Consider the following 20,075-nt stretch of genomic DNA (forward strand, 5'->3'; position numbering starts at 1 on the left):
CCTTTTGCTCTCCGCTAGGGTTGCTGTCGCACCAGGGTGGCGCCTCTCAATAGGGTCGGTTTCAGTACCACCTGGTGGGCCTCTAGGGCGGTGACGTTGATGACCCGTTGCCCGCGAACATTCGAAACCACGGGAATCCTGGCCACCGGGGTACCGCGCATGGCCTTCAGCAGCATCTCTGCCGATGTTTCACCCTGCTCATGACCAGTCTTGACGACCGCGGCCCAGGCCCCCTGCTCGACCTGATAGCGGTTGCCGCCAAGGATGGGGCCACTATAGACCTTGCGCAGGGCTTCGAGAACCTCCTTGTTGTTCAAGGGCCGGGCGGCATCGTCGACAATCCCCTCCAGGCTGTCGATCAGGATCGTGTCGCAAGCGGAATGGCCATTCTTCACGAGCGCATCGATTCCCCTGGTATTCCTGATCAGGTGAAACGCTCCGACCTTGACCGGGTAAGTCTCCTTTTCTTCTTCCACCTGGGCGCGCAGGGCCCGCCCGGCCGGCACGTCATTGGTCATGAAGCAGGCTGTCCTGATCGACGGGATCAATTGCTTGGCAAAGGCCAGGGATTCGCGGACATGCGCCCGCTCCAGTATTCCGGAGACATTAGTGGCCGGGAAACCGTATTTCGCTGCCGAGTTGTTGACTCCGTTGAACATGACCGGCGTCCTGACCTTGTCTTTCAGGAACGGGACGACGAACATGGCCTGCGCATCGTCGTCCGCGACGATGACGCCATCGGGTTGCAGGCGTTGATAGAGCGCGTACGCTTCCTCCCCTTTCCTGGGACCTGCCGCCGGGCTGACCTTGGTATCCATGTAGAAGTAAGTGATTTCGCTGGATGCCGCCAAAACCGAGTCGATTCCCTCACGGATCTCGATCACCCACGGATTGTTCGCCTCGTAGCTCATGACGACCAGCACCTTGAATTCGGCAGCCAGCGCAACCTTTACCTGGGAGCAGAGAATGACCGCCAGCAATACCGCGGAACACAGGATCCTCATCGATGAAATCCTCCGATATGTCATTGCCAGGCCGGGTTCTTCCCGGCGGTGGGGCAAGCACCGTTTCGCCGGTTGCCGATCTGTCCGGCGAGCACCGCGCCCTGTCGACAGCTACTCACCGGCGCTGTTCAGCCAGCGCAGGGCGACGCTGAGGCAGGTGTTCAGCGTATGACGGTCAAAGGCGCCGGGGAGCACGGACAACAGGCGGTCGCAGCCTTCGGCGTCGTCGCTGTCGAAGCGCTCGAGCAGCGCCAGGATGGTGCCCAGCAGACCCTCGTGCTGGCATAGCGCGTGGCGCACCTTGGGCTCGACGGCAATCTGTTCGAGGATCTCTTCGATCGGCAGACCCAGCGCTGCCGGCATCATCGACAGGATGCCGGTGATGAAGGCCAGGTCGGCGAGTTTGTGGTCGTTGACGTGCCCGACCGGGACCAGCAGCTCCATCATCCGTCCGCGCAGGGCGGCGACCTGCAGCAGCGGTGAGCGGGCGGGGTCGGCCGTGCCGCCATGCGGTGCCAACAGAAGCAGCGACAGCCAGCGCTGCAACTGGCGCCGCCCGAACAGGGTGATCGCGTGTCGCAGCGAAGTCACCGGTTGCGCGAGGCCGCCACCGCGGTGCCCGACCGCGTTGACCACGCGCAACAGATTGAGCGTCAGCGCCGGCTCGTGCTTGAAGGCGTCCTCGATCACTATCGTATCGACATCACGTCCGACCAGGTTGATCAGACGAATCAGTGCTGCCTGTGAAGCCGAGAGGCGGCGACCGCTGACGACTTCCGCCTGCGCGAAGTAGCGCCCCTGGAAAAGCTCGAAGCCCAGGCGACGGCAGCACTCCATCTGTTCGCGGCTGGCGACGCCCTGCGCCAGGAGTTTGAGCGGCAGGTGTCGCAGTGATCCGGCCAGGTCGCGGAGTTCGCTTTCACTCGCCGTGTCGATGTCGATCTTGATGACCTGGAGCATCGGCAGCACCGGTCGGCTGCGGTCGTCGATGCCCCGGTATCGCGCCAGCGCCAGCGTATAGCCCCGATCGCGCAGATAGTGGCAACGCGCCAGCGTCGCCTTGTCGGGCACGTCGTCGAGCATCAGTTCGAGGACGACGCCGGCCGGCGGCAGCAGCTCGATGGCTCTTTCCTGCAGGAAGTCACTATCGATATCGATGAACGCGCAGCTGTTGCCCAGCGCGCTTTGCATGCCGAGTTCGGAATACGCGGCGCAGAGTGCGGCGGTGGCGCCGCTGCCCGTGCGACTGCAGGCGGCGGCGCTTTCGTCGCCGCTGCCGAACGACAACTGGTAACCGGCGAGTTCCTCCCTGTGGTTCAGGATCGGCTGCCGGAAGAGGAAAGCGTTCTGGAGTGCGGGTTCGGTCATCGGCGCGGAGGTCCCGGATACGCGGAGTCGAAGGGATCAGAACGGCAGCGCGAGGCCGGGGCGCGCGGTGACGAAGACACGGCGAAAATCGGCCTGAATGCGTTCGAGCGCGGCCGCATTGTCGGCCTCGAAGCGCAGCACGACCACCGGCGTGGTATTCGAGGGACGCGCCAGCCCGAAGCCGTCGGCGTACTCGACACGCAAGCCGTCGATGGTGATGATTTCGCGCGCGCCCTCGAAGTGGGCGTGCCGTTGCAATTCGTCGATCAGCGCGAAGGGTTCGCCTTCCTGCATGCCGATGTTCAGCTCGGGCGTCGAGCTGCTGTCGGGCAGGGCCTTCAGGATGGCGTTGGCATTGTCGGCGCGTGACAGGATTTCGAGCAGCCGGGCGCCGGCGTAGAGGCCGTCGTCGAAGCCGTACCAGCGTTCCTTGAAGAAAACGTGGCCGCTCATTTCACCGGCCAGCGGCGCGCCGGTTTCCTTGAGCTTGGCCTTGACCAGCGCGTGCCCGGTCTTCCACATCAGCGGTTCGCCGCCATGTTCGCGGATCCAGGGCGCCAGTCGGCGCGTGCATTTGACGTCGTAGATGATCTGCCCGCCCGGGCAACGTCGCAACACGTCGGCCGCAAAGAGCATCAGTTGACGATCCGGGTAGATGATCTCGCCGTCTTTGGTCACCACCCCGAGGCGGTCGCCGTCGCCGTCGAAAGCGAGGCCGATTTCGGCGTCGGTGGTGCGCAGCGCGCGGATGAGGTCCTGCAGGTTCTCGGGTTTCGACGGGTCCGGATGGTGATTCGGGAAGGTGCCGTCGACTTCGCAGAACAGTTCGACCAGTTCGCAGCCCAGCGAGCGAAACAGTTCCGGGGCGATGCCGCCGGCGACGCCGTTGCCGCAGTCGATGACGATCTTCATCGGCCGCGCCAGCGTGACGTCAGCGGTGATGCGGCGAAGGTACGCCGAGCGCACGTCGGCGCTGCTGCCTTGCCCGGCACCGTGGTGCAAGGCACCGCCGTCAACCCGCTGCCGGATACTCTGAATCGCTGCGCCGGCCAGGGTCTCGCCGCCGATGACCATTTTCAGGCCGTTGTAGTCCGGTGGATTGTGGCTGCCGGTGACGGCAACGCAGCTCTGACAACCCAGTTCGTGTGCCGCAAAGTAGACCGTCGGTGTCGGGACGCAGCCGACATCGATGGTGTCGATGCCGGCCAGTCGGATGCCCTCCATCAGGGCCGCCGACAGTTCCGGTCCCGACAGGCGTCCGTCGCGGCCGACAGCGATCGCCTGCTGGCCACGCTCCACCGCCAGCGACCCCAGGCCGTGGCCGATTCGCCGGACGATGTCGACGGTCAGCGTCTTGCCGACGATGCCGCGAATGTCGTAGGCCTTGAAGATTTCAGTGGGCAGGAGAGCGTTCATGTCAAACCTCGTGCTGAAAAAAATGAAGAAGGCGCTGTGGCAGCCAGTCGAGTCGCCCCGGCAGACTGCCGGTGACGAATCCGACGTGTCCGCCCTGGCGCGGGAATTCGAGGCGTACGCTGGCCGCGGCCTGGCGAGCCAGAGGCAGCGCCTGGGCCGGCAGGAAGGGGTCGTTCTGGGCGTTGAGCACCAGCGTCGGCAAGCGGATGCCGGTCAGCCAGGGCTTGCTCGACGCTTTGCGCCAGTAGTCGTCGGCGCCAGCAAAGCCGTGCAGCGGAGCGGTGACGACGTCGTCGAACTCGTACAGGCTGTTGGCCGCGGACATGCGCCGTTCGTCGAACAGACCGGGATAGCGGCGCAACTTCTCGGTGGCGTTGCGCTTGAGTGTGCGCAGGAAGTACTGCGTGTAGATGCGGTTGAAACCGCGTGCGAGGTGGTGACCACAGGCGGTCAGGTCGAGCGGGGCGCTGATCGCCGCCGCGGCGCGGAGGCAGTCGCCGGCGCCTGCCTGCCTTTCGCCCAGCCATTTGAGCAGGGCATTGCCGCCCAGCGAGACGCCGACGGCGTAACACGGGCGCGTCGGGCAAAGCGCCCGCAGGCGCCGCAGGATCCAGTCGATTTCGTCGCTGTCTCCGGAATGATAGGCGCGCGGCAGGCGATTGCTCTCGCCCGAACAACCGCGAAAATTCACCACCACGCCAGACCAGCCGATGGCTGTGGCGGCGCGCATCAGAGTAATCGCGTAGTGGCTGACCGAACTGCCTTCCAGACCATGAAAAAGAACCAGCAGCGGCCGTGTGTCGGCGCCGTTCGACGCCGGTGGTACGACATTCCAGTCCAGGTCGATGAAGTCGCCATCCGGCGTTTCCCAGCGGTCGCGGTGGTAGGGCAGGGGGTCGGGCCTGATCAGCAGCGGGTAGATGGTCTGCGCGTGCCCGCCGGGCAGCCAGCCAGGTGCGCGGTAGGTGGTCAATGCAGCGTCCGCGGCGTATTCGCGTTGCGTTCGCCGGCCACTCCGGTGTCGGCCGCGTCCCGATCGGCGGCCGTCGACGAGTGATGCGAGAGCAGGCGCCAGCCACTGGCGCCGCGCTGGAAGACGTTGGTCGCCAGCATCGGGCCGTGCGGCCGGCGCTCGTCGCCGATGTACAGCGTTTCGACGACGTTGTGCACGGCCAGCAGCATGCCGCTCCAGCGTACCCCGCGCGACAGGCGAACCATCAGGCGGGGATTGTTGGCGAAGATGCCGCGCCAGCTATCGCGGATGGCGTCGGTGCCGGTCAGGCGCTGGCCGGTCGGGTGGATGCAGACGATCTCTTCGTCGTCGGCCCAGACGCTCATCAGGGCGGCCAGGTCGGCCCGCGCGATCGCTTCGTAGAAGGCCGTCTCGACATCCTCCGGGGTGGCAAAAACGGCAATCATCCGGAAACCTGACCGGGAAAGCGCAGGCAGGCGTCGAGAACGCGTTGCGGTTCGAGTCTGTTGAGGCAGTCGAGATGACCCAGCGGGCATTCGCGCTTGAAGCACGGGCTGCATTCGAGATGCAGACTGAGGATCCGGGCCTGTGGCGACAGCGGCGGCGTGAAGCCGGGTGACGACGAGCCATAGAGCGCAATCAGCGGCCGGTCGAGGGCGGCGGCGACGTGCATCAGGCCTGAATCGTTGCAGACGACGAAGGATGCGGCGGCCAACAGGTCGATCGCCTGGCTCAGTGAGGTGGCGCCGCAGAGGTTGAGCGGCAGCCTGGCGGCGTCGGTGCGGCTGACGATGTCCTCGCCGATGGCCCGGTCCTTGGCCGAGCCCAGTAGCCAGACGGCGTATCCGTGGTCGGCCAGGGCATTGGCCAGGGCCGCGAAATGCCGTTCCGGCCAGCGCTTGGCCGGCCCGTATTCGGCGCCCGGACAGAACACCGCCAGGCGCTCGGGGATCTCGATGCCCAGCGCTGCCAGCGTGGCCGCGCGTTGCGCGCTGGTCGAGCGCAGGCGTGGCCGTGGCAGGGGTCTGGGCAGCGCGGTGCCCGGCGTCTCGGCAAGTTGTGCGAAACGCTCGGCCATTTGCGGCAGCAACGCCTTGTTCAGCGTGTGCCGGCGGTTGATCAGTCCATAGCGGGTTTCGCCGACGAAGCCGATGCGCTCGGGGATGTCGGCGAAGAACGGAATCAGCGCCGACTTGATCGAATTGGGCAGGATGTAGGCGCGCTGGTAGCCTTCCCGTGCCAGTTCGCGAGCCAGGCGGTGACGTGCTTTCAGCGACAGATCACCGTGTGCAAAGGGGCTGTCGAAGACTCGGGCGATCTCCGGCATACGCTCAAGTACCGGTGCCACCCAGCGCGGGGCCAGCGCGTCGAGCTGCAGACCGGGGTTGCGTTCGTGCAGCCGCATGCACAGCGCTTGCGCCAACACCGCGTCGCCGATCCAGGAAGGTGCGACGAGGAGTGCTTTCATGATTGGCGGTTCAGCCGGCTACGCGGGCCGGGTAGCGCTCAGTGGTGTCCTTTCGGACGTTCGCCGGTGAGCACGTAGTGCGCGCTGCAGTACGGGCAAACGGCTTCACCCGTGTGCAGGACATCGAGAAAGACTCGCGGATGCCTGGCCCACAGCGGTGAATCCTTGGTCGGGCAGTGCAGTGGCAGGTCGTGAGCGCTGACCTCGATGGGCTTCTGCTGGGTGTTCTGAGGCATGGTGGCAACCTTGCAAACGGACACAGTTAGACGTAGGCGAGCCAGTCCGCATGCGCCGGCACACGGCCGTTTACGCAGTCGAAGAACAGGCTCTGGATTCTGGTGGTGATCGGGCCGCGGTGGCCGGCACCGATCTGGCGATTGTCGAGTTCGCGAATCGGAGTCACTTCGGCAGCGGTGCCGGTAAAGAAGGCTTCGTCGGCGCAATACACCTCGTCACGCGTGATCCGTTTTTCGATCACCGGGATGCCCAGTTCGTCGGCGAGTTGCAGAACCGAGGCGCGGGTGATGCCTTCCAGACAGGACGTCAGATCCGGCGTGTATAGCTTGCCCTTCTTGACGATGAAAACATTCTCGCCGGCACCCTCGGCAACGTAGCCGTCGACGTCCAGCAGCAGCGCCTCGTCGTAGCCATCGTGCGCCACTTCCTGGTGGGCGAGAATCGAGTTGGTATACGTGCCGACCGACTTCGATCGGCACATGTTGATATTCACATGATGGCGGGTGAACGACGAGGTCTTGACGCGGATGCCCTTTTCCATCCCCTCGGCACCGAGGTAGGCGCCCCAGGGCCAGGCGGCAATCGCCACATGCGTGCTGATCGAGGTGGCGGCGATGCCCATTGCCTCGGAGCCATAGAACACGATCGGCCGGATGTAGCACGATTCCAGGTGGTTGGCGCGCACCACTTCCTTCTGTGCCTCGAGCAGCGTTTCCTTGTCATAGGGCATCTTCATCTGGAAGATGTACGCCGAGTTGAACAGGCGGTCGGTATGCTCTTCGAGACGGAATATGGCGGTGCCGTTTTCGGCCCTGTAGGCGCGGATCCCTTCGAAGACGCCCATGCCATAGTGCAGGGTGTGCGTCAGCACGTGCGTTGTCGCCTGGCGCCAGGGGACCAGCTTGCCGTCGTACCAGATGAAGCCGTCGCGATCCGCCATGGACATCGTCTTGTCTCCCTTTTGCCGGAAATCATGAAGCGGAAATTCTAGCCGATTTCGCCTCCCGGTTGGCGGTAAAATGGCACTTTTGGCCCTCCGCAAGGCTTCTCGAATGGTCTGGAAACCCAATGTCACGGTCGCTTCGGTGCTTGAACGCGACGGTCGTTTTCTGCTCGTCGAAGAGGAAACCGAGTACGGTATCTGCTTCAACCAGCCGGCCGGTCACCTGGAGTGCCGCGAGTCGCTGCTTGCCGCGGTGATCCGGGAAACGCTCGAAGAGACGGCCTACACCCTGAATCCGCAATACCTGATCGGGGTGTATAACTATCGCAACGAGGCTCGCGATGTGAGCTACCTGCGCTTCGCCTTCGGGGGCGAAATCAGTGCGCACGATCCGCTGCGGCAGCTCGACGACGGCATCCTGGCGGCGCACTGGCTGACGCTCGACGAGATCATGAGGCTGCAGGGGCAGCACCGCAGTCCGCTGGTTCTGCGCTGCATCGAGGACTGGCTGGCCGGTCGGCGTTTCCCGCTCGAACTGCTGACCCAATTCCCGGCGGAATGAGCCGCTGGTGACCCCGAACCCGGACCGCGGCATGCTCGCTTCGTTCCCCACCGGCTCCGACCGCCTGCCGGAAAGCGCGGATTCGCGATTTGCCAAGGCTGCTGGCGCGGCGGCGTTCTGGTTGTTGTTGCTGTGGGTGCTGCTGGGGGTGGCGCCTGCCGCGACGGCCGAGGTGCTGCGGGTGTGCTACAACTACGGCTGCGTGGCCGAGGCGGAGGTGTACTTCGGCGACCAGCAGTTGACGCAGGTGCGGGCCTTGCTGGGTGTCGCCCGGAATGCCGCCGAGGAGCGCGAAAAGCTGTCGCTGGCGGTCGGCCGGTTGCTCGGCTGGGCCGGTCAGCAGACGCCGATCTCGGCTGATCGTGGCGGCAACTACGCCGACGCCGGTGTCTATGGACGGATGGACTGCATCGACCACTCGACCACCGGCACGCGCCTGCTGCGTATGCTCGAAGCGCGTGGCTGGCTGCAGTTTCACCGTGTCCTGGAGCCGGTGCAGCGTGTTCGATATCTGTTCGAGGTCCACTATTCGGCGCAGGTCGAGGTGCTGGAGGCTGTGGCGGCGGCGAACGATGTACCGGATACGCCGGAGCCGGCCGAGCGCTACGTGGTCGATAGCTGGTTTCGCGACAACGGGCAGCCGGCCGTGGTGATGGCCCTGCCGGAATGGCTCGATGGCGGTGGTGTAGAAGAGAGTGCGGGTGCCGTAATGGTTGCCGGTGTTCCCGGCGACGGCTTGCCAAACGAACACTAGCAGGGGTGCGATGATGGACCAGGGAAAAACGGTGGTCGTCGGCTTGTCCGGCGGCGTTGATTCGGCGGTGGCGGCGTTGCTGCTCAAGCAGCAGGGATGGCGGGTGCTCGGCCTGTTCATGAAGAACTGGGAGGATGACGATACCGATGCCTATTGCTCGTCGCGCCAGGACCTGATCGACGTCATGAGCATTGCCGACAGCATCGGCATCGACGTCGAAGTGGTGAATTTCGCCAGCCAGTACCGGGAGCGCGTTTTCGCGCACTTTCTTGCCGAATACCAGGCGGGCCGCACGCCGAACCCGGATGTGCTGTGCAACTCGGAGATCAAGTTCAGCGCCTTTCTCGAGCATGCCCTGGAGATCGGTGCCGACCGGATTGCGACCGGCCACTACGCCGGCGTGCGCGAGTTCCAGGGGAAATTCCAGTTGCTCAAGGCCGAGGACGGTACCAAGGACCAGAGCTATTTCCTGCATCGTCTCAACCAGCAGCAACTGGCGATGAGCCTGTTTCCACTGGCAGGGCTGTACAAGCGCGAGGTCCGCAGGATCGCCGAAACGGCTGCTCTGCATGTCGCGCTGAAGAAGGATTCGACCGGCATCTGCTTCATCGGTGAGCGACCGTTCAAGGAGTTCCTGATGCGTTATCTGCCCAGAAAGAAGGGCGAGATTCGCGGTCTGGACGACGACCGACTGCTCGGCGAGCACGATGGTGTGGCCTATCACACCATCGGCCAGCGCAAGGGCCTGCATATCGGCGGAGTGAAGGGTGGCAAGGCCGGCGAAAGCGGTGACCACGACGCGTGGTTCGTGGTCAGCAAGGACATCGCCAGCAACACCCTCTACGTCGTGCAGGGACACGCGCATCCTGCCCTGTTGGCCGACGAGTTGCGCGCCGGCGATCTGTCCTGGGTTGCCGGCGCGCCGCCGCACACGCACTGGGTGTACACCGCCAAGACCCGCTACCGGCAGCCTGACGCCGCGTGCGAGATCGAACATGTCGATGCCGGCAAGTGCATGATCAGGTTTGCCGAGCCGCAATGGGCGATCACGCCGGGTCAGTCGGTGGTGGTCTACGAAAGCCGGGTCTGCCTCGGTGGTGGCGTGATCTAGTGAGGCCGGCCCGGCCCGGCTAGTGGTGCGCGCGCCGCCGCCGCAAGCTTGCGGCGAGGGCCAGGCTCATCAGTAGCAAGGTTCCGGGTTCGGGCAGGCTGGCCAGCATGCGCTGGCCAAGGATGTGGTGCAGCGCCGCCGTGGGGTGGATGCCGTCCCACCACAGATAGTCTTCCGGGTGCGCACAAACGCTACCGCCGCCGCTGAAGTTCTGATCGTCGCCGGTATAGCAGCGTGCGCTGGTGTTGGTAAAGCCATAGCGGCTGGCGTGGGCGATGATCTCGTTGAGATTCGAAAAAGCGTCGAACTCGATGATGTCCAGGCCCGCCAGGCTGTGCTCCAGGGCCTCCAGCGTCGTGGCCAAGCCGGCATTGTAACCCAGGCTCAGGGTAAGGTACTGGTTGCGCAGGAAGGCCGCCAGGGTGGGGTTGGTCAGCGCCAGTTCCTGGAGTGGGCCGGCGATCCGCGGCACCAGGGCCAGGTCGACCACGTTCGGTACAAGAATCTTGCGTGCGCCCTCGGCATGGAGGGCGCTGATGGCGCCGGCAATGTCGCCGATGGTCTGCGCGACGTTGGGAATCGGATTGCCGTTCACATCCACAGCCTTGCGGGTGATGATGTCCTGGAGGTTGTTCGAGCCGCCCCAGAGTACATACAGCGCGCTGCTGTCCGCCGCTCCGGGGAGCGCCTTGAAGGTCGCCACCTGCTCCAGGATGCCCTGATAGGGCGAGCCGAAAATCTGGTAGCGGGTGCGTGCGCCGCCGAAGGCGAAGTCGTTTCCACCGCCCTCCGAAGGCGTTGCCGTAAAGCCGAGGCCTTCGGCCAGGACATCGGCGTAGAGTTTGCCGTTGCTGCCGCGCTTGCCGCCGCCTGGCGGGTCGTAGGGTGGGCCCGGGATCGTCGCGGGGTCTCCTGGTGCGTGCGGCAGCGTCGCATAAACGGCGCTGGCGTTGCCCACATCGGTCAGGCTGTCGCCAAAGAAATAGATGCCCGTCGGAAGCGCCAGGACAGGAACCGACAAAAACAGTGACGCTGCAGCAGCGAGCATTCGACGCATCGGTTGGTTCTCCAGATCGAAAGGGACGACACACGACCAGATCGCGGGGTGCAGAGGTCTGGCCGCACGCGCAAACCACCGGTGCCCGAGCAGGGCGAGAGTTTGCCGATTGGATTGACTAACCAAACAAGGCAAGAAATACGCCGAGATCCCTTGTGTATGGTAGAAAATCGTTGAAAATCATATTGATGCAGAAAAATACGGAGTTCAGATCAGGCGCCGAAGGAGACTGTTCTGCAGCGAGGTGTAAAATTTATCGACAGTTGCTTTGGCGCGCAAGTGGCCGGATCCCTACGTCCCGCCGCCTTCACACATTCTGACGCAGTGCTTCGTCGATCGGCGTTCGGGCTACCCGGCTGGCGGGAAAGATCGCTGCCAGGATGGTCGCGATCAGACCGACCAGGAAGGCCATCACCACCACCGAGGGCACGATGCGAATCAGCGCCGTATAGCCGATATTGGCGTTCGGCGGCGGCGGCATGACGATCCCGACCGTCGAAATCAGAACTGCCAGGGCGACCCCCAGCAGTGCACCGACGCTCGCCCCAATGAGGCCGAGCAGGACGTTTTCGAGCAGCACCAGTTGAAAGATGGTCATTCTGGTGTTCCCCAGGGCCATCATCGTGCCGAATTCGCCGGTGCGCTCGAAGACGCTCATGTTGATGGTGTTGGCCACGCCGAGAAAGACCATGATCAGGACGATCAGCCGCAATACGCCGAACTGCCGGGCGTATAGGTCGACGGTCTTCTGGTAGAAGTCATTGAGTTGCCGCCAGGTCTTCAACTCATAGAGCGCCCCATCGAGTTGCGCGGCGAGGCTGCGGGTGACGCGTTCGGTATCCTCGGTCTTCTTCAATGAGAGCACGATGCGGTTGATGCCCTGGGTATTGAGCAGTTCCTGTGCCGCAGCCAGCGGAATCCGCACCGCGCGGGCGTCGAATTCCTTCGAGAAGGTCTGGAAGACGCCGACCACCTCGAACTCCAGGCTGTTCATGGCACCCTCGGCAGTATTCAGCAGCAGCGTCACACGCTCGCCGGGTATCAGCTTCAGGCTGGCCGCCACGCCGTGGCCGACGAGGATTCCATAAGCATCCGCCTTGCCGAGCTGGCGTCCTGCGGAGATCTTGAGATGACTGCCCAGCCTGGCTTCCTTGTCGGCCTCGACGCCTTCCCCGACGATCGACAGGTCCGTGCGCCCGTTATTGAGCAGGCCCGAGAAATTGACCCGCGCCATGGTGTCGTCGATTTCCGGGAAACGATCCAGAGCGCTCCTGATGCTGTCAGGTTCGTCGATCAGGTACTTTTCCGGTGCCCGCGATCCCTGGGCGAAAAAACCGGTCTTGTAGATCTGCAGGTGTCCCGATTGTGAATGGATGGTCGTCTCGGCGAGTTGCAGGAAGATGTCTTCGACGAAGCCGCCGCTGAGAATCAGCCCGACCACGCCAAAGACGATCGCCGCCAGAGTCATCGCTGTCCTGAGTTTGTGTCGGAGAATGTTGCGCAGGGCAAGTTTCAGCATCGGTCAGTCTCGCCGGTTGATGCGCGGTGGATCAGCGGCTGTGGCGCAGGGCATCGACGATCTCCATCCGTGACGCTTTCCAGGCCGGGTAGACGCTCGCCAGCAGGGTGGTGCCGAAGGCCAGGCCCAGGGCGTCCAGGGTCAGCCGCCAAGTGACATGGATTTCGCCGGTGAAACCGCGCGCCATACCGGGTGGGGGGGGCATCGGAATGCCGATGGTCGAAATCAGGTGCGCCAGGCCCACACCGACCAGGATCCCGAGCAAGCCGCCAAAAAGTCCGAGCAGGGCGGCTTCGCTGACGAATAGTCGGAGAATCGCCTGCCGGCTGTAACCGAGCGCCATCGACGTGCCGATTTCGCCGGTGCGCTCCATGACGCTCATCATCAGGGTATTCGAGATGCTGAGCACGATGATGATGGCGATGATCAGCTTCATGACCCCGACCTGTTTCGAGAACAGCGCGACGGTCTTGTTGTAGAAATCCGCCAACTGATGCCAGGCCACCACTTCGAGCTTCGTGCCGGTCAAACGCTGCCGCAGCTCAGCGACCAGCGACTCCGTGCGGGCGGTGTCGTCGAGCAGCACCAGCCAGCGATGCGCACCGGTAACCCGCAGCAGTTGCCGCGCTACCGGCAAGGGCAGGCGCAACGCCGAATCGTCGTAGGCCTTGGTGACTGTCGAGAACAGGCCACGTACGTGCGCCTCGACGGCGTTGATGCCGCCCGAGGCGGTGTTGGCCAGCAGGACGACCCGGTCGCCCACTGTCACCCCGAGATTGGCCGCCAGTCCGTCGCCGATGATGATGCCCTGCGGATCCCTGGACGACAGTCCTTCGCCTTTCGAGATCAGCAGCGTTCGGCTGAGCAGTTCCTCCTTCTCGGGATCGACGCCGTCGGCGACGAACGAGATCGTCGCTTCGCCATGGCTGATCAAGCCGCTGAAGGCCAGCCGCGGGGCGACGGTCCGGACATGCGGCAGGCTTTCGATGGTTTTCAGTTCGTCAGGTGCCGCGGGCAGGAGATAGGCGAAAGGATCGGCCATCCCCGAATCGAGATAGCCCGGACGGACAATCTGCGCGTGGCCAAGATGTGAATGGATGGTGTCCTCGCGCATCGCCTGATAGATCCATTCGATGAATCCGGCGGCGAGGATCAGCGCGACGACGCCGAAGCCGACCGCCGAGATTGCCACCGCCGAGCGCCTCTTCTGGCGCAAGACGTTGCGCAACGCTAACATGAGGTCGGTAAGAAAAGGATGCACTCCTGGTTACCATCAAAGAAGTCGTCGAAGTTTACCCGATTCACCCACCGAGCGCGCTCCCGCAAGGGTTTTCGGCAAGGCGAATTTGCACTCTGGCAGCAAACAAGCCGGGTTGGCGGCGCAGGCAGCCCCGTTCCTGCGCCACCAACCCGCGAAATCGCGCACCTTGTGCTGCGTTGACGCCTGTCTTTCCGGCTTGATGTGTCGGAAATTTTTACATCCGACTCTTGGAGTGCCCGAGTCCGTTTGTCGGAATTAAAATTTTGTAGCTATAAATCAATGTGGTGTATGCATGTGCATGGGGCTGGCACGGTAACTGCTATAAAGTAGCCAAGCAGACTAGTAAGTGTCTGTGGGAACTTACCAGAGACCCTGACCAACACCCCCCCAATTTTTGGAGAATCATCATGAAACTCAAGACGCTTGTTTCTTCGCTCTCAGCCATCGGTCTGGGTTGCGGCATGGCGCTGGCGGCAGCATCCGCCCAGGCCTCAACCCTGTGGTCCTTCGAGGACGACAACATCGAGTTCATCCTGCGTGCGAACACCTCAGGTTCTCTCGACCTCGTGACCTCGGGCGCACTGGCGGTGGGCGACATCTTCTACAGCGTGTTCGAGATGGGCCAATTCCGGATCAACGGCGGCAACGCTCTGCCTGCCGGCAAGGAACTGACCGGTGTCGCCGCGGTTCAACTGAAGGCCATCATCGGTGCCGGACCGGGTGCTCAGTACATCTACGGCGCTTACAGCGGCGGTGGTCTCGGTGCCCTGCTCGGAGAGGCCTGGAACCCGGGCGCAGCAATCGCCATGTACATCAATGGCACTTCGGGCGCTGGTGGCGACAAGAACCTCGACCTGAACCGCTCGACCAACCCGGCCACCAACTGCACGAGCCTCGCCGACTGTACCGACCAGGCGACCCGTGGCGAACTGTTCCAGTTGGACGGTTATGCAGGCGACCCCGATGAAGTCTGGGCTGCCACGCTGATTCTCGCTGGTGGCGGTGACATCGGTACCGTCCATGGCACCAACAATGCGGTGCTGATTGCCGCTTTCAACGCGCAACTGAGCAACTTCTACAACGTTTCGGAGCCCGTCGAGTTCATCAACATCGCGACTGGCCTGCCTTGCGGCAACCCCGGCTACATTGCTGACGGTTGCGTGCAGGTTTCGGTCAGCGGTACGGTGCTGGGTGGTCAAGGCCTGTCGAACGGCGCCATCGCTCACAGCGACCTGGATGCGCAGAAGTATGTCGCTCCCGAGCCGGGCTCCCTGGCGCTCCTGGGCGCGGGCCTCTTCGGCCTGCAGGGTCTGCGTCGCCGCCAAGCCAAGAAGGCGGTCTGAAGCAGCGAATAGTTTCAGCCTTACGGATCAAAAACCCCGCCACTCCGGCGGGGTTTTTTTGTGTGCCATCACCACGCTCCACAGGCGACGGTCCGTCGAGTGTACCGAGTCCGATAGTGCCGTGTTGCGGCGACCGTCAGTCGCGAAGATAGTGTTCAGGTGCCTGCCGGCTGGTCCGGATCAGAGGCCGCCTGGCTTTCCCCAGGCGAAAGACCATCAGCGGCTGCGCGTCGACAAGATGCTTCCAGCCGCGACGCAGCGCCTCGCTGGTTGCCGGCGGCACATCCGGATACTCCTTCAGCGCCAGCAGGGCGGAACCGGCAAAAGGCTGCAGCGCCAGGCCGCGCGTCTCCGCCTCGAGCCAGAAGCGTTCGAGGGCCCTGCCGACCGCGGGTGCGCCTTGGTCGAGTGGCAGGCTGGTGCTCAGCACGCAGAGCTGGGGGGCGAGACGGCATGGCAGGTAGCCCGCTCGGAATCCCAATGCGTGCTGCACCCCGAATCGACGCAAGCCATTCATGACCGGCCAGCGTCTGAGCTGGGTAAACGCCCAGCGGGCCCCCGGTTCCACGGCCAACGCGGCTGGTGGCAGACCGACGTCCGCCGACGCGTGCCAGCCGACGTCAAAGCGCACGGCCGAAAACAGGTCCGCGTGCAGGGCTTGGCTATTGAACCGCTCGGCTTCGGCGATGCGTATGAGGTGCAGTAACTCGCTGCGTTGCCTGCCGTGATCGAAGAAATCCAGCGTCACGCCGTCGATGGGGAGCAACAGATGCTGGAACTGACTGCGCTCGCTTTCGCTGAGTGGCGGTCCGCCAAACCGGATTCGGCGATTGGTGTGCCGTCTTGCGATGGCAGCGTCGAGGGGGGCCTCGGTCGGTACGCCGCGCGCCAGCCGCAACTCGGCGATCAGTGGCTGCCGCAAGGGGTCGGGTAGCCAGAGAACGCTCGTTTGGTATCCCAGTCGCGTAGCACGAATGGTCATGTTTTCGACCACCGCGCCGAACGAGATCAGGCTCAGCAGCTTCTTGTGGAATGGCGCGCCGACATACGCTTCGCTGCCGGAGAGCAGGATGCGGTCGTCTCTCGCCCGCAACTCGAAACAGTGCTGGTTATCGGCCGAAGGCGCCATTACTGCGGCCTCAGCGATGCTTCGCAGATTGGCAGCAATCCCGGTGGACATGAGATTTCCCTTCTTGGGTGGTATTCCCGCTGCGCCGGCGCACATGTCCCTGATCCCTGTCGCCAGGGCGATGGACGAGGAATTGATGGATGATCGTCGACTCGGCCAGCCGCGACTCCAAGAACATCTGCCACGTCGGCGAGCTTGCCTGACCCGGCGCCAAGTCGATTCTTCGTAGCGTACGAGCGACATTAACAAATAGCCCCATCCAGTACAAGTCGAAGGGAGTGCAGACAGGAGGTGGCTGGCTGCGAGGCGACGCCTTTCCCAGGCTTGCCGGGGTAGCACCGTAATGCGCTTCGCGTTGAAGATCTCATTACTTGTGCTATGGTTGCAGCCGTCGAACGGCAGAAGTGGGATGCAGCGGCCCGGTCATCGCAAACTTCGCCAGTGCGCGTATGGCCGCGTACACTGGTATGCGCCTGACCAGCAGCATTTGCCGGTCGGCCGACGCCGGGTGGTACGGATAGCGCTGAAAGGCGGTAGAATCCAATCGCCGAAATGAAACAACAGGGCCTGAATCTGCAGGAAGCAGTCCGGCTTCTTCCTGCCCAGTAACGGCTTGACTGTCCGCTAGGGTTGGTTGCATGGAAAACTTGATTGGACCACAGGGAGTAACGCCGCTTTCCGACCAGCCGCTGCCAGGTCGAGGAGCGCCGTCGTGGTCCTATGGCGAAGCCTTCTCACGCAACCTCGGACTGGTCAGTGCTGCCGAGCAGGAGCGCCTGCGAGCGAGTCGTGTGGCGGTTGTCGGTTTGGGAGGGGTCGGCGGCGTCGATCTGGTCGCCTTGGCCCGACTCGGGATCGGCAAATTCAGCATTGCCGATCCCGACATCTTTGAAATGCGCAATACCAACCGGCAATATGGCGCAACACGTTCGGCGGAAGGCCGCTACAAGGCCGACGTCATGTGCCAGATCGTGCGAGACATCAATCCCGAGGCGGATGTCCGCGTTTTTCGCGAGCCCATCGGGCCGTTGAACGCGGACGCCTTTCTCGAAGGCGCTGACGTACTGGTGGATGGGATAGACGCCTTCGAGATTGATCTGCGTCGCCTGTTGTTCCGCAAGGCCCGCGAACGCGGCATCCATGCGCTAGGCGCGGGGCCTGTCGGCTTCAGTACGGTATGGGTGATATTCGGGCCCCAGGGCATGAGTTTCGATCGCTACTTCGATCTTGCCGACCAGATGGACGGGGTTGAAACCTTTGTCGCTTACGTCACAGGAATGGCTCCCTCGTCTTTGCAGCGCGGCTACATGGATCTGTCGTACCTGAACTTCGAGGGGCACACCGGACCCTCGGCAGGCCTGGCCTGCCATCTGGCGTCAGGGGTCATTGCCGCCGAGGTTCTGAAAATCCTCCTGGCGCGCGGCCGAATTTACACGGCACCGGTATACCATCAATTTGATGCGTATCTCGGTCGTTTTGTCCGCAAACGCCTGTTCGGAGGGAATCGCAACCCTCTGCAGAGGATCAAGCGTCGCTGGTTGGTCAACTACATCAGGCAGCGCCTCAAGTCCAAAGCATAAGGGCGTGCCAACGCATTCTTCAACCTCGATATAGGGGCACATTTCAAATGGCAAATTCACACGACTCTGGCCCACAAAGCGCAGTCGGTAGGCTCTGGGATCAATACGTGGCGTTGCCCGCCACACGATTTGTCGAGGGCGTTCTGCTCCGGCGAGACATCGAGCGCCTTTATCTGGTCTTCGGTGGTCACATCTTCTTTCAAACCTTGCGTACGGCCGTGCAGCTGGACCTCTTTACGCTGCTGTCCAGAGAGGGGCCGCTCACCCGCCAGGAGATTGCCAAGCGTCTTGGCGTTGCCGAACAGCCGGCAAGGGTCATGATCCTGGGGCTGACGGTGGTCGGGCTACTCCGCAAGAGCGGTGCCAAGTACACCAACAGTCGCCTGGCGGGAACCTTGCTCGTCAAGGACAGCCCGCGCAAGATCACAGCCTACGTCGAGTTGCAGCACCGGGCCATGTACAAGGGGCTGTACTGGATGCTGGAGGCCGTTCGCGAGTACCGTAACGTGGGGATCAAGGAATTTGCCGGTGAGGAAGCGACGCTTTATGAACGCCTGGCACATGATCCGGAAGTCGAGCAGATTTTTCAGGAAGCCATGCAGGAACTGTCGCTGCAGGCCAACGCCGACATGGCGCGCTTCATCGACCTGCGTGGGGTGAAACATCTGGTGGACGTGGGCGGTGGCGATGGCACCAACATCATTGCCATTGCGCGTCGTTGGCCGCACCTGCGGGCAACGGTTTTCGACTCGCCAACGGTGTGTGAAATCGCCCGCAAGAATATTGCCGCTTGCGGTCTTGCCGACCGCCTGGATGCGGTTCCCGGAGAATGCTTTGCCGACCCTTTCCCGCGGGACGCCGACTGCCTGGTGTTCGCTCACTTTTTCACGATCTGGGGCGAAAAGCAGGACCGCGAACTGTTGAAGAAATGCTACGACTCCCTGCCATCGGGCGGTCAGGTCGTGATTTTCAACATGATGCAGCATGACGACGAGAGCGGCCCGTTTAGTGCTGCTGTCGGTTCACCGTATTTTCTCACCCTTGCCACAGGGGTGGGGATGCTCTATACGTGGAACGAGTATGAAACGTGGATGCGAGACGCCGGCTTCAATGATGTACGTCGGCACCGCTTGCTGCGGGATCACGGGCTGATCGTCGGCAGGAAACCGTAAAACGGCACTTCCAGCGAGTCTTCAGACAAGGCGCTGCGCCGCCATCCCCACCCTTGGCAAGAAACGGAACACGCCAGCGGCGTGTTCCGTTGCCGGCGATCAGAGGACGGTCTGGGTCAACTCGCCCTGGCTGTAGCGTTCGGCCATTTTGTCCAGCGGGATGACCCTTATCCGGCTGGCTTGGCCGGCGGTGCCGAAAGCCTCGTAGCGGGCCCGACAGATTTTCCTGGCCGCTTCACGGGCTGGTTTGAGGTAGTCGCGCGGGTCGAACTTGGACGGGTTTTCGGCAAAGTAGCGGCGAATGGCGCCAGTCATTGCCAGGCGGATGTCGGTGTCGATATTGACCTTGCGTACGCCGTGCTTGATGCCGATAACGATTTCCTCGACCGGTACGCCGTAGGTTTCCTTCATGTCGCCGCCGAACTGGCGAATTTCCGCAAGCAGTTCCTGCGGCACCGACGAAGAACCGTGCATGACCAGGTGGCAATTCGGGATGCGCGCGTGGATTTCCTTGATCCGCTCGATGGCGAGAATGTCACCGGTGGGCTTCTTGGTGAACTTGTAGGCGCCGTGCGACGTGCCGATGGCGATCGCCAGGGCATCACATTGCGTCAGTCTGACGAAGTCGGCAGCCTGCTCGACATCGGTCAGCAACTGCTCGCGGGTCATCTGGCCGTCGGCGCCGTGGCCATCCTCCTTGTCACCGCGCATGGTTTCCAATGAACCGAGAACGCCGAGTTCACCTTCGACCGAGACACCGATGGCGTGCGCGAAGTCGACCACCTTGCGCGTGACCTCGACGTTGTATTCATAAGACGCCACGCTCTTGCCGTCGGCCATCAACGAGCCGTCCATCATCACCGAGGAGAAACCGGAGCGGATCGCGCTCATGCACACCGCCGGGGACTGGCCGTGATCCTGGTGCATGACAATCGGGATTTGCGGGTAGGCCTCCAGCGCCGCCAGGATCTGGTGACGCAAAAACGGCTCACCGGCGTACTTGCGGGCACCGGCAGAGGCCTGCATGATCACCGGCGCGTCGACTTCCGCGGCGGCTTCCATGATGGCCCAGACCTGTTCCATGTTGTTGACGTTGAAAGCGGGCAGACCATAGCCGTTCTCGGCGGCGTGGTCGAGCAATTGACGCATCGATACGATGGGCATGATGTACCTTCTCC

19 protein-coding genes are annotated in these 20,075 nt (G+C 63.1%); 6 read left to right on the top strand and 13 right to left on the bottom strand.

Annotated elements, in window-relative coordinates; all coding sequences use genetic code 11:
• Positions 1-14 precede the first annotated feature (14 nt).
• From AC15MQ_RS21420 to AC15MQ_RS21455, 8 genes are all read right to left on the bottom strand, one after another.
• On the bottom strand, positions 15-1,004 hold the full coding sequence (locus tag AC15MQ_RS21420; protein WP_483081277.1) for an ABC transporter substrate-binding protein: 990 nt from the start codon (positions 1,002-1,004) through the stop codon (positions 15-17).
• Between the two features lie 111 nt (positions 1,005-1,115).
• Positions 1,116-2,372, bottom strand: coding sequence for an EAL and HDOD domain-containing protein (locus AC15MQ_RS21425; RefSeq protein ID WP_332336914.1), 1,257 nt, complete (start codon positions 2,370-2,372; stop codon positions 1,116-1,118).
• Positions 2,373-2,408: 36 nt separating this feature from the next.
• Positions 2,409-3,788, bottom strand: a complete 1,380-nt coding sequence (locus AC15MQ_RS21430) for a phosphomannomutase/phosphoglucomutase (protein WP_483081278.1) — start codon at positions 3,786-3,788, stop codon at positions 2,409-2,411.
• 1 nt (position 3,789) lies between these two features.
• Positions 3,790-4,761: a hydrolase gene (locus AC15MQ_RS21435; RefSeq protein ID WP_287668545.1), complete on the bottom strand. Its 972-nt coding sequence runs from the start codon at positions 4,759-4,761 to the stop codon at positions 3,790-3,792.
• Positions 4,758-5,207: a YybH family protein gene (locus tag AC15MQ_RS21440; protein ID WP_287655701.1), complete on the bottom strand. Its 450-nt coding sequence runs from the start codon at positions 5,205-5,207 to the stop codon at positions 4,758-4,760. The genes AC15MQ_RS21435 and AC15MQ_RS21440 overlap by 4 nt, the downstream gene beginning before the upstream one ends.
• The gene (gene waaF, locus AC15MQ_RS21445) at positions 5,204-6,229 is read right to left on the bottom strand and encodes a lipopolysaccharide heptosyltransferase II (protein WP_483081279.1); all 1,026 of its coding nucleotides are present in this window, start codon (positions 6,227-6,229) and stop codon (positions 5,204-5,206) included. The genes AC15MQ_RS21440 and waaF overlap by 4 nt, the downstream gene beginning before the upstream one ends.
• 38 nt (positions 6,230-6,267) lie before the next feature.
• Positions 6,268-6,465: a zinc-finger domain-containing protein gene (locus AC15MQ_RS21450; RefSeq protein WP_287655151.1), complete on the bottom strand. Its 198-nt coding sequence runs from the start codon at positions 6,463-6,465 to the stop codon at positions 6,268-6,270.
• A 26-nt stretch (positions 6,466-6,491) separates the two neighbouring features.
• The gene (locus AC15MQ_RS21455; protein WP_483081280.1) at positions 6,492-7,412 is read right to left on the bottom strand and encodes a branched-chain amino acid transaminase; all 921 of its coding nucleotides are present in this window, start codon (positions 7,410-7,412) and stop codon (positions 6,492-6,494) included.
• 106 nt (positions 7,413-7,518) lie between these two features.
• On the opposite strand from AC15MQ_RS21455, the gene AC15MQ_RS21460 reads away from it, so the two are divergent.
• Genes AC15MQ_RS21460 through mnmA form a run of 3 tightly spaced genes read left to right on the top strand, consistent with a single transcriptional unit; the run spans position 7,519 to position 9,836 of the window.
• Positions 7,519-7,971: an NUDIX hydrolase gene (locus AC15MQ_RS21460; protein ID WP_287655148.1), complete on the top strand. Its 453-nt coding sequence runs from the start codon at positions 7,519-7,521 to the stop codon at positions 7,969-7,971.
• A gap of 7 nt (positions 7,972-7,978) precedes the next feature.
• The gene (locus AC15MQ_RS21465; protein ID WP_483081281.1) at positions 7,979-8,725 is read left to right on the top strand and encodes a hypothetical protein; all 747 of its coding nucleotides are present in this window, start codon (positions 7,979-7,981) and stop codon (positions 8,723-8,725) included.
• Between the two features lie 13 nt (positions 8,726-8,738).
• Complete coding sequence (gene mnmA / locus AC15MQ_RS21470; protein WP_483081352.1) at positions 8,739-9,836, top strand: tRNA 2-thiouridine(34) synthase MnmA; 1,098 nt, start codon at positions 8,739-8,741, stop codon at positions 9,834-9,836.
• 19 nt (positions 9,837-9,855) lie between these two features.
• Here the strand turns inward: mnmA and AC15MQ_RS21475 are convergent, their stop codons facing one another.
• The 3 genes from AC15MQ_RS21475 to AC15MQ_RS21485 all read right to left on the bottom strand — a co-directional run bounded on the left by AC15MQ_RS21475 (position 9,856) and on the right by AC15MQ_RS21485 (position 13,649).
• Complete coding sequence (locus AC15MQ_RS21475; RefSeq protein ID WP_483081282.1) at positions 9,856-10,893, bottom strand: SGNH/GDSL hydrolase family protein; 1,038 nt, start codon at positions 10,891-10,893, stop codon at positions 9,856-9,858.
• Positions 10,894-11,200: 307 nt separating this feature from the next.
• The gene (locus AC15MQ_RS21480) at positions 11,201-12,412 is read right to left on the bottom strand and encodes an ABC transporter permease (protein WP_287655144.1); all 1,212 of its coding nucleotides are present in this window, start codon (positions 12,410-12,412) and stop codon (positions 11,201-11,203) included.
• Positions 12,413-12,443: 31 nt separating this feature from the next.
• On the bottom strand, positions 12,444-13,649 hold the full coding sequence (locus AC15MQ_RS21485) for an ABC transporter permease (RefSeq protein ID WP_483081353.1): 1,206 nt from the start codon (positions 13,647-13,649) through the stop codon (positions 12,444-12,446).
• A 431-nt stretch (positions 13,650-14,080) separates the two neighbouring features.
• Here AC15MQ_RS21485 and AC15MQ_RS21490 point away from each other — a divergent pair, with 431 nt between their 5' ends.
• Complete coding sequence (locus AC15MQ_RS21490) at positions 14,081-15,016, top strand: PEP-CTERM sorting domain-containing protein (RefSeq protein WP_483081283.1); 936 nt, start codon at positions 14,081-14,083, stop codon at positions 15,014-15,016.
• 136 nt (positions 15,017-15,152) lie between these two features.
• Here the strand turns inward: AC15MQ_RS21490 and AC15MQ_RS21495 are convergent, their stop codons facing one another.
• Complete coding sequence (locus AC15MQ_RS21495) at positions 15,153-16,196, bottom strand: hypothetical protein (protein WP_483081284.1); 1,044 nt, start codon at positions 16,194-16,196, stop codon at positions 15,153-15,155.
• Between the two features lie 587 nt (positions 16,197-16,783).
• On the opposite strand from AC15MQ_RS21495, the gene AC15MQ_RS21500 reads away from it, so the two are divergent.
• Together AC15MQ_RS21500 and AC15MQ_RS21505 are read left to right on the top strand one after the other, a co-directional pair.
• A complete protein-coding gene (locus AC15MQ_RS21500) occupies positions 16,784-17,725 on the top strand; it encodes a ThiF family adenylyltransferase (RefSeq protein WP_483081285.1) in 942 nt (313 codons plus the stop codon).
• 107 nt (positions 17,726-17,832) lie between these two features.
• A complete protein-coding gene (locus AC15MQ_RS21505; RefSeq protein ID WP_287668534.1) occupies positions 17,833-18,897 on the top strand; it encodes a methyltransferase in 1,065 nt (354 codons plus the stop codon).
• Positions 18,898-18,996: 99 nt separating this feature from the next.
• On the opposite strand, the gene fba is transcribed toward AC15MQ_RS21505, so the two are convergent.
• Entirely contained in the window at positions 18,997-20,061 is a 1,065-nt protein-coding gene (fba, locus tag AC15MQ_RS21510) for a class II fructose-bisphosphate aldolase (RefSeq protein ID WP_287655138.1), read from the bottom strand.
• Positions 20,062-20,075 lie beyond the last annotated feature (14 nt).

The sequence above is a fragment of the Candidatus Accumulibacter propinquus genome, from assembly GCF_056856495.1.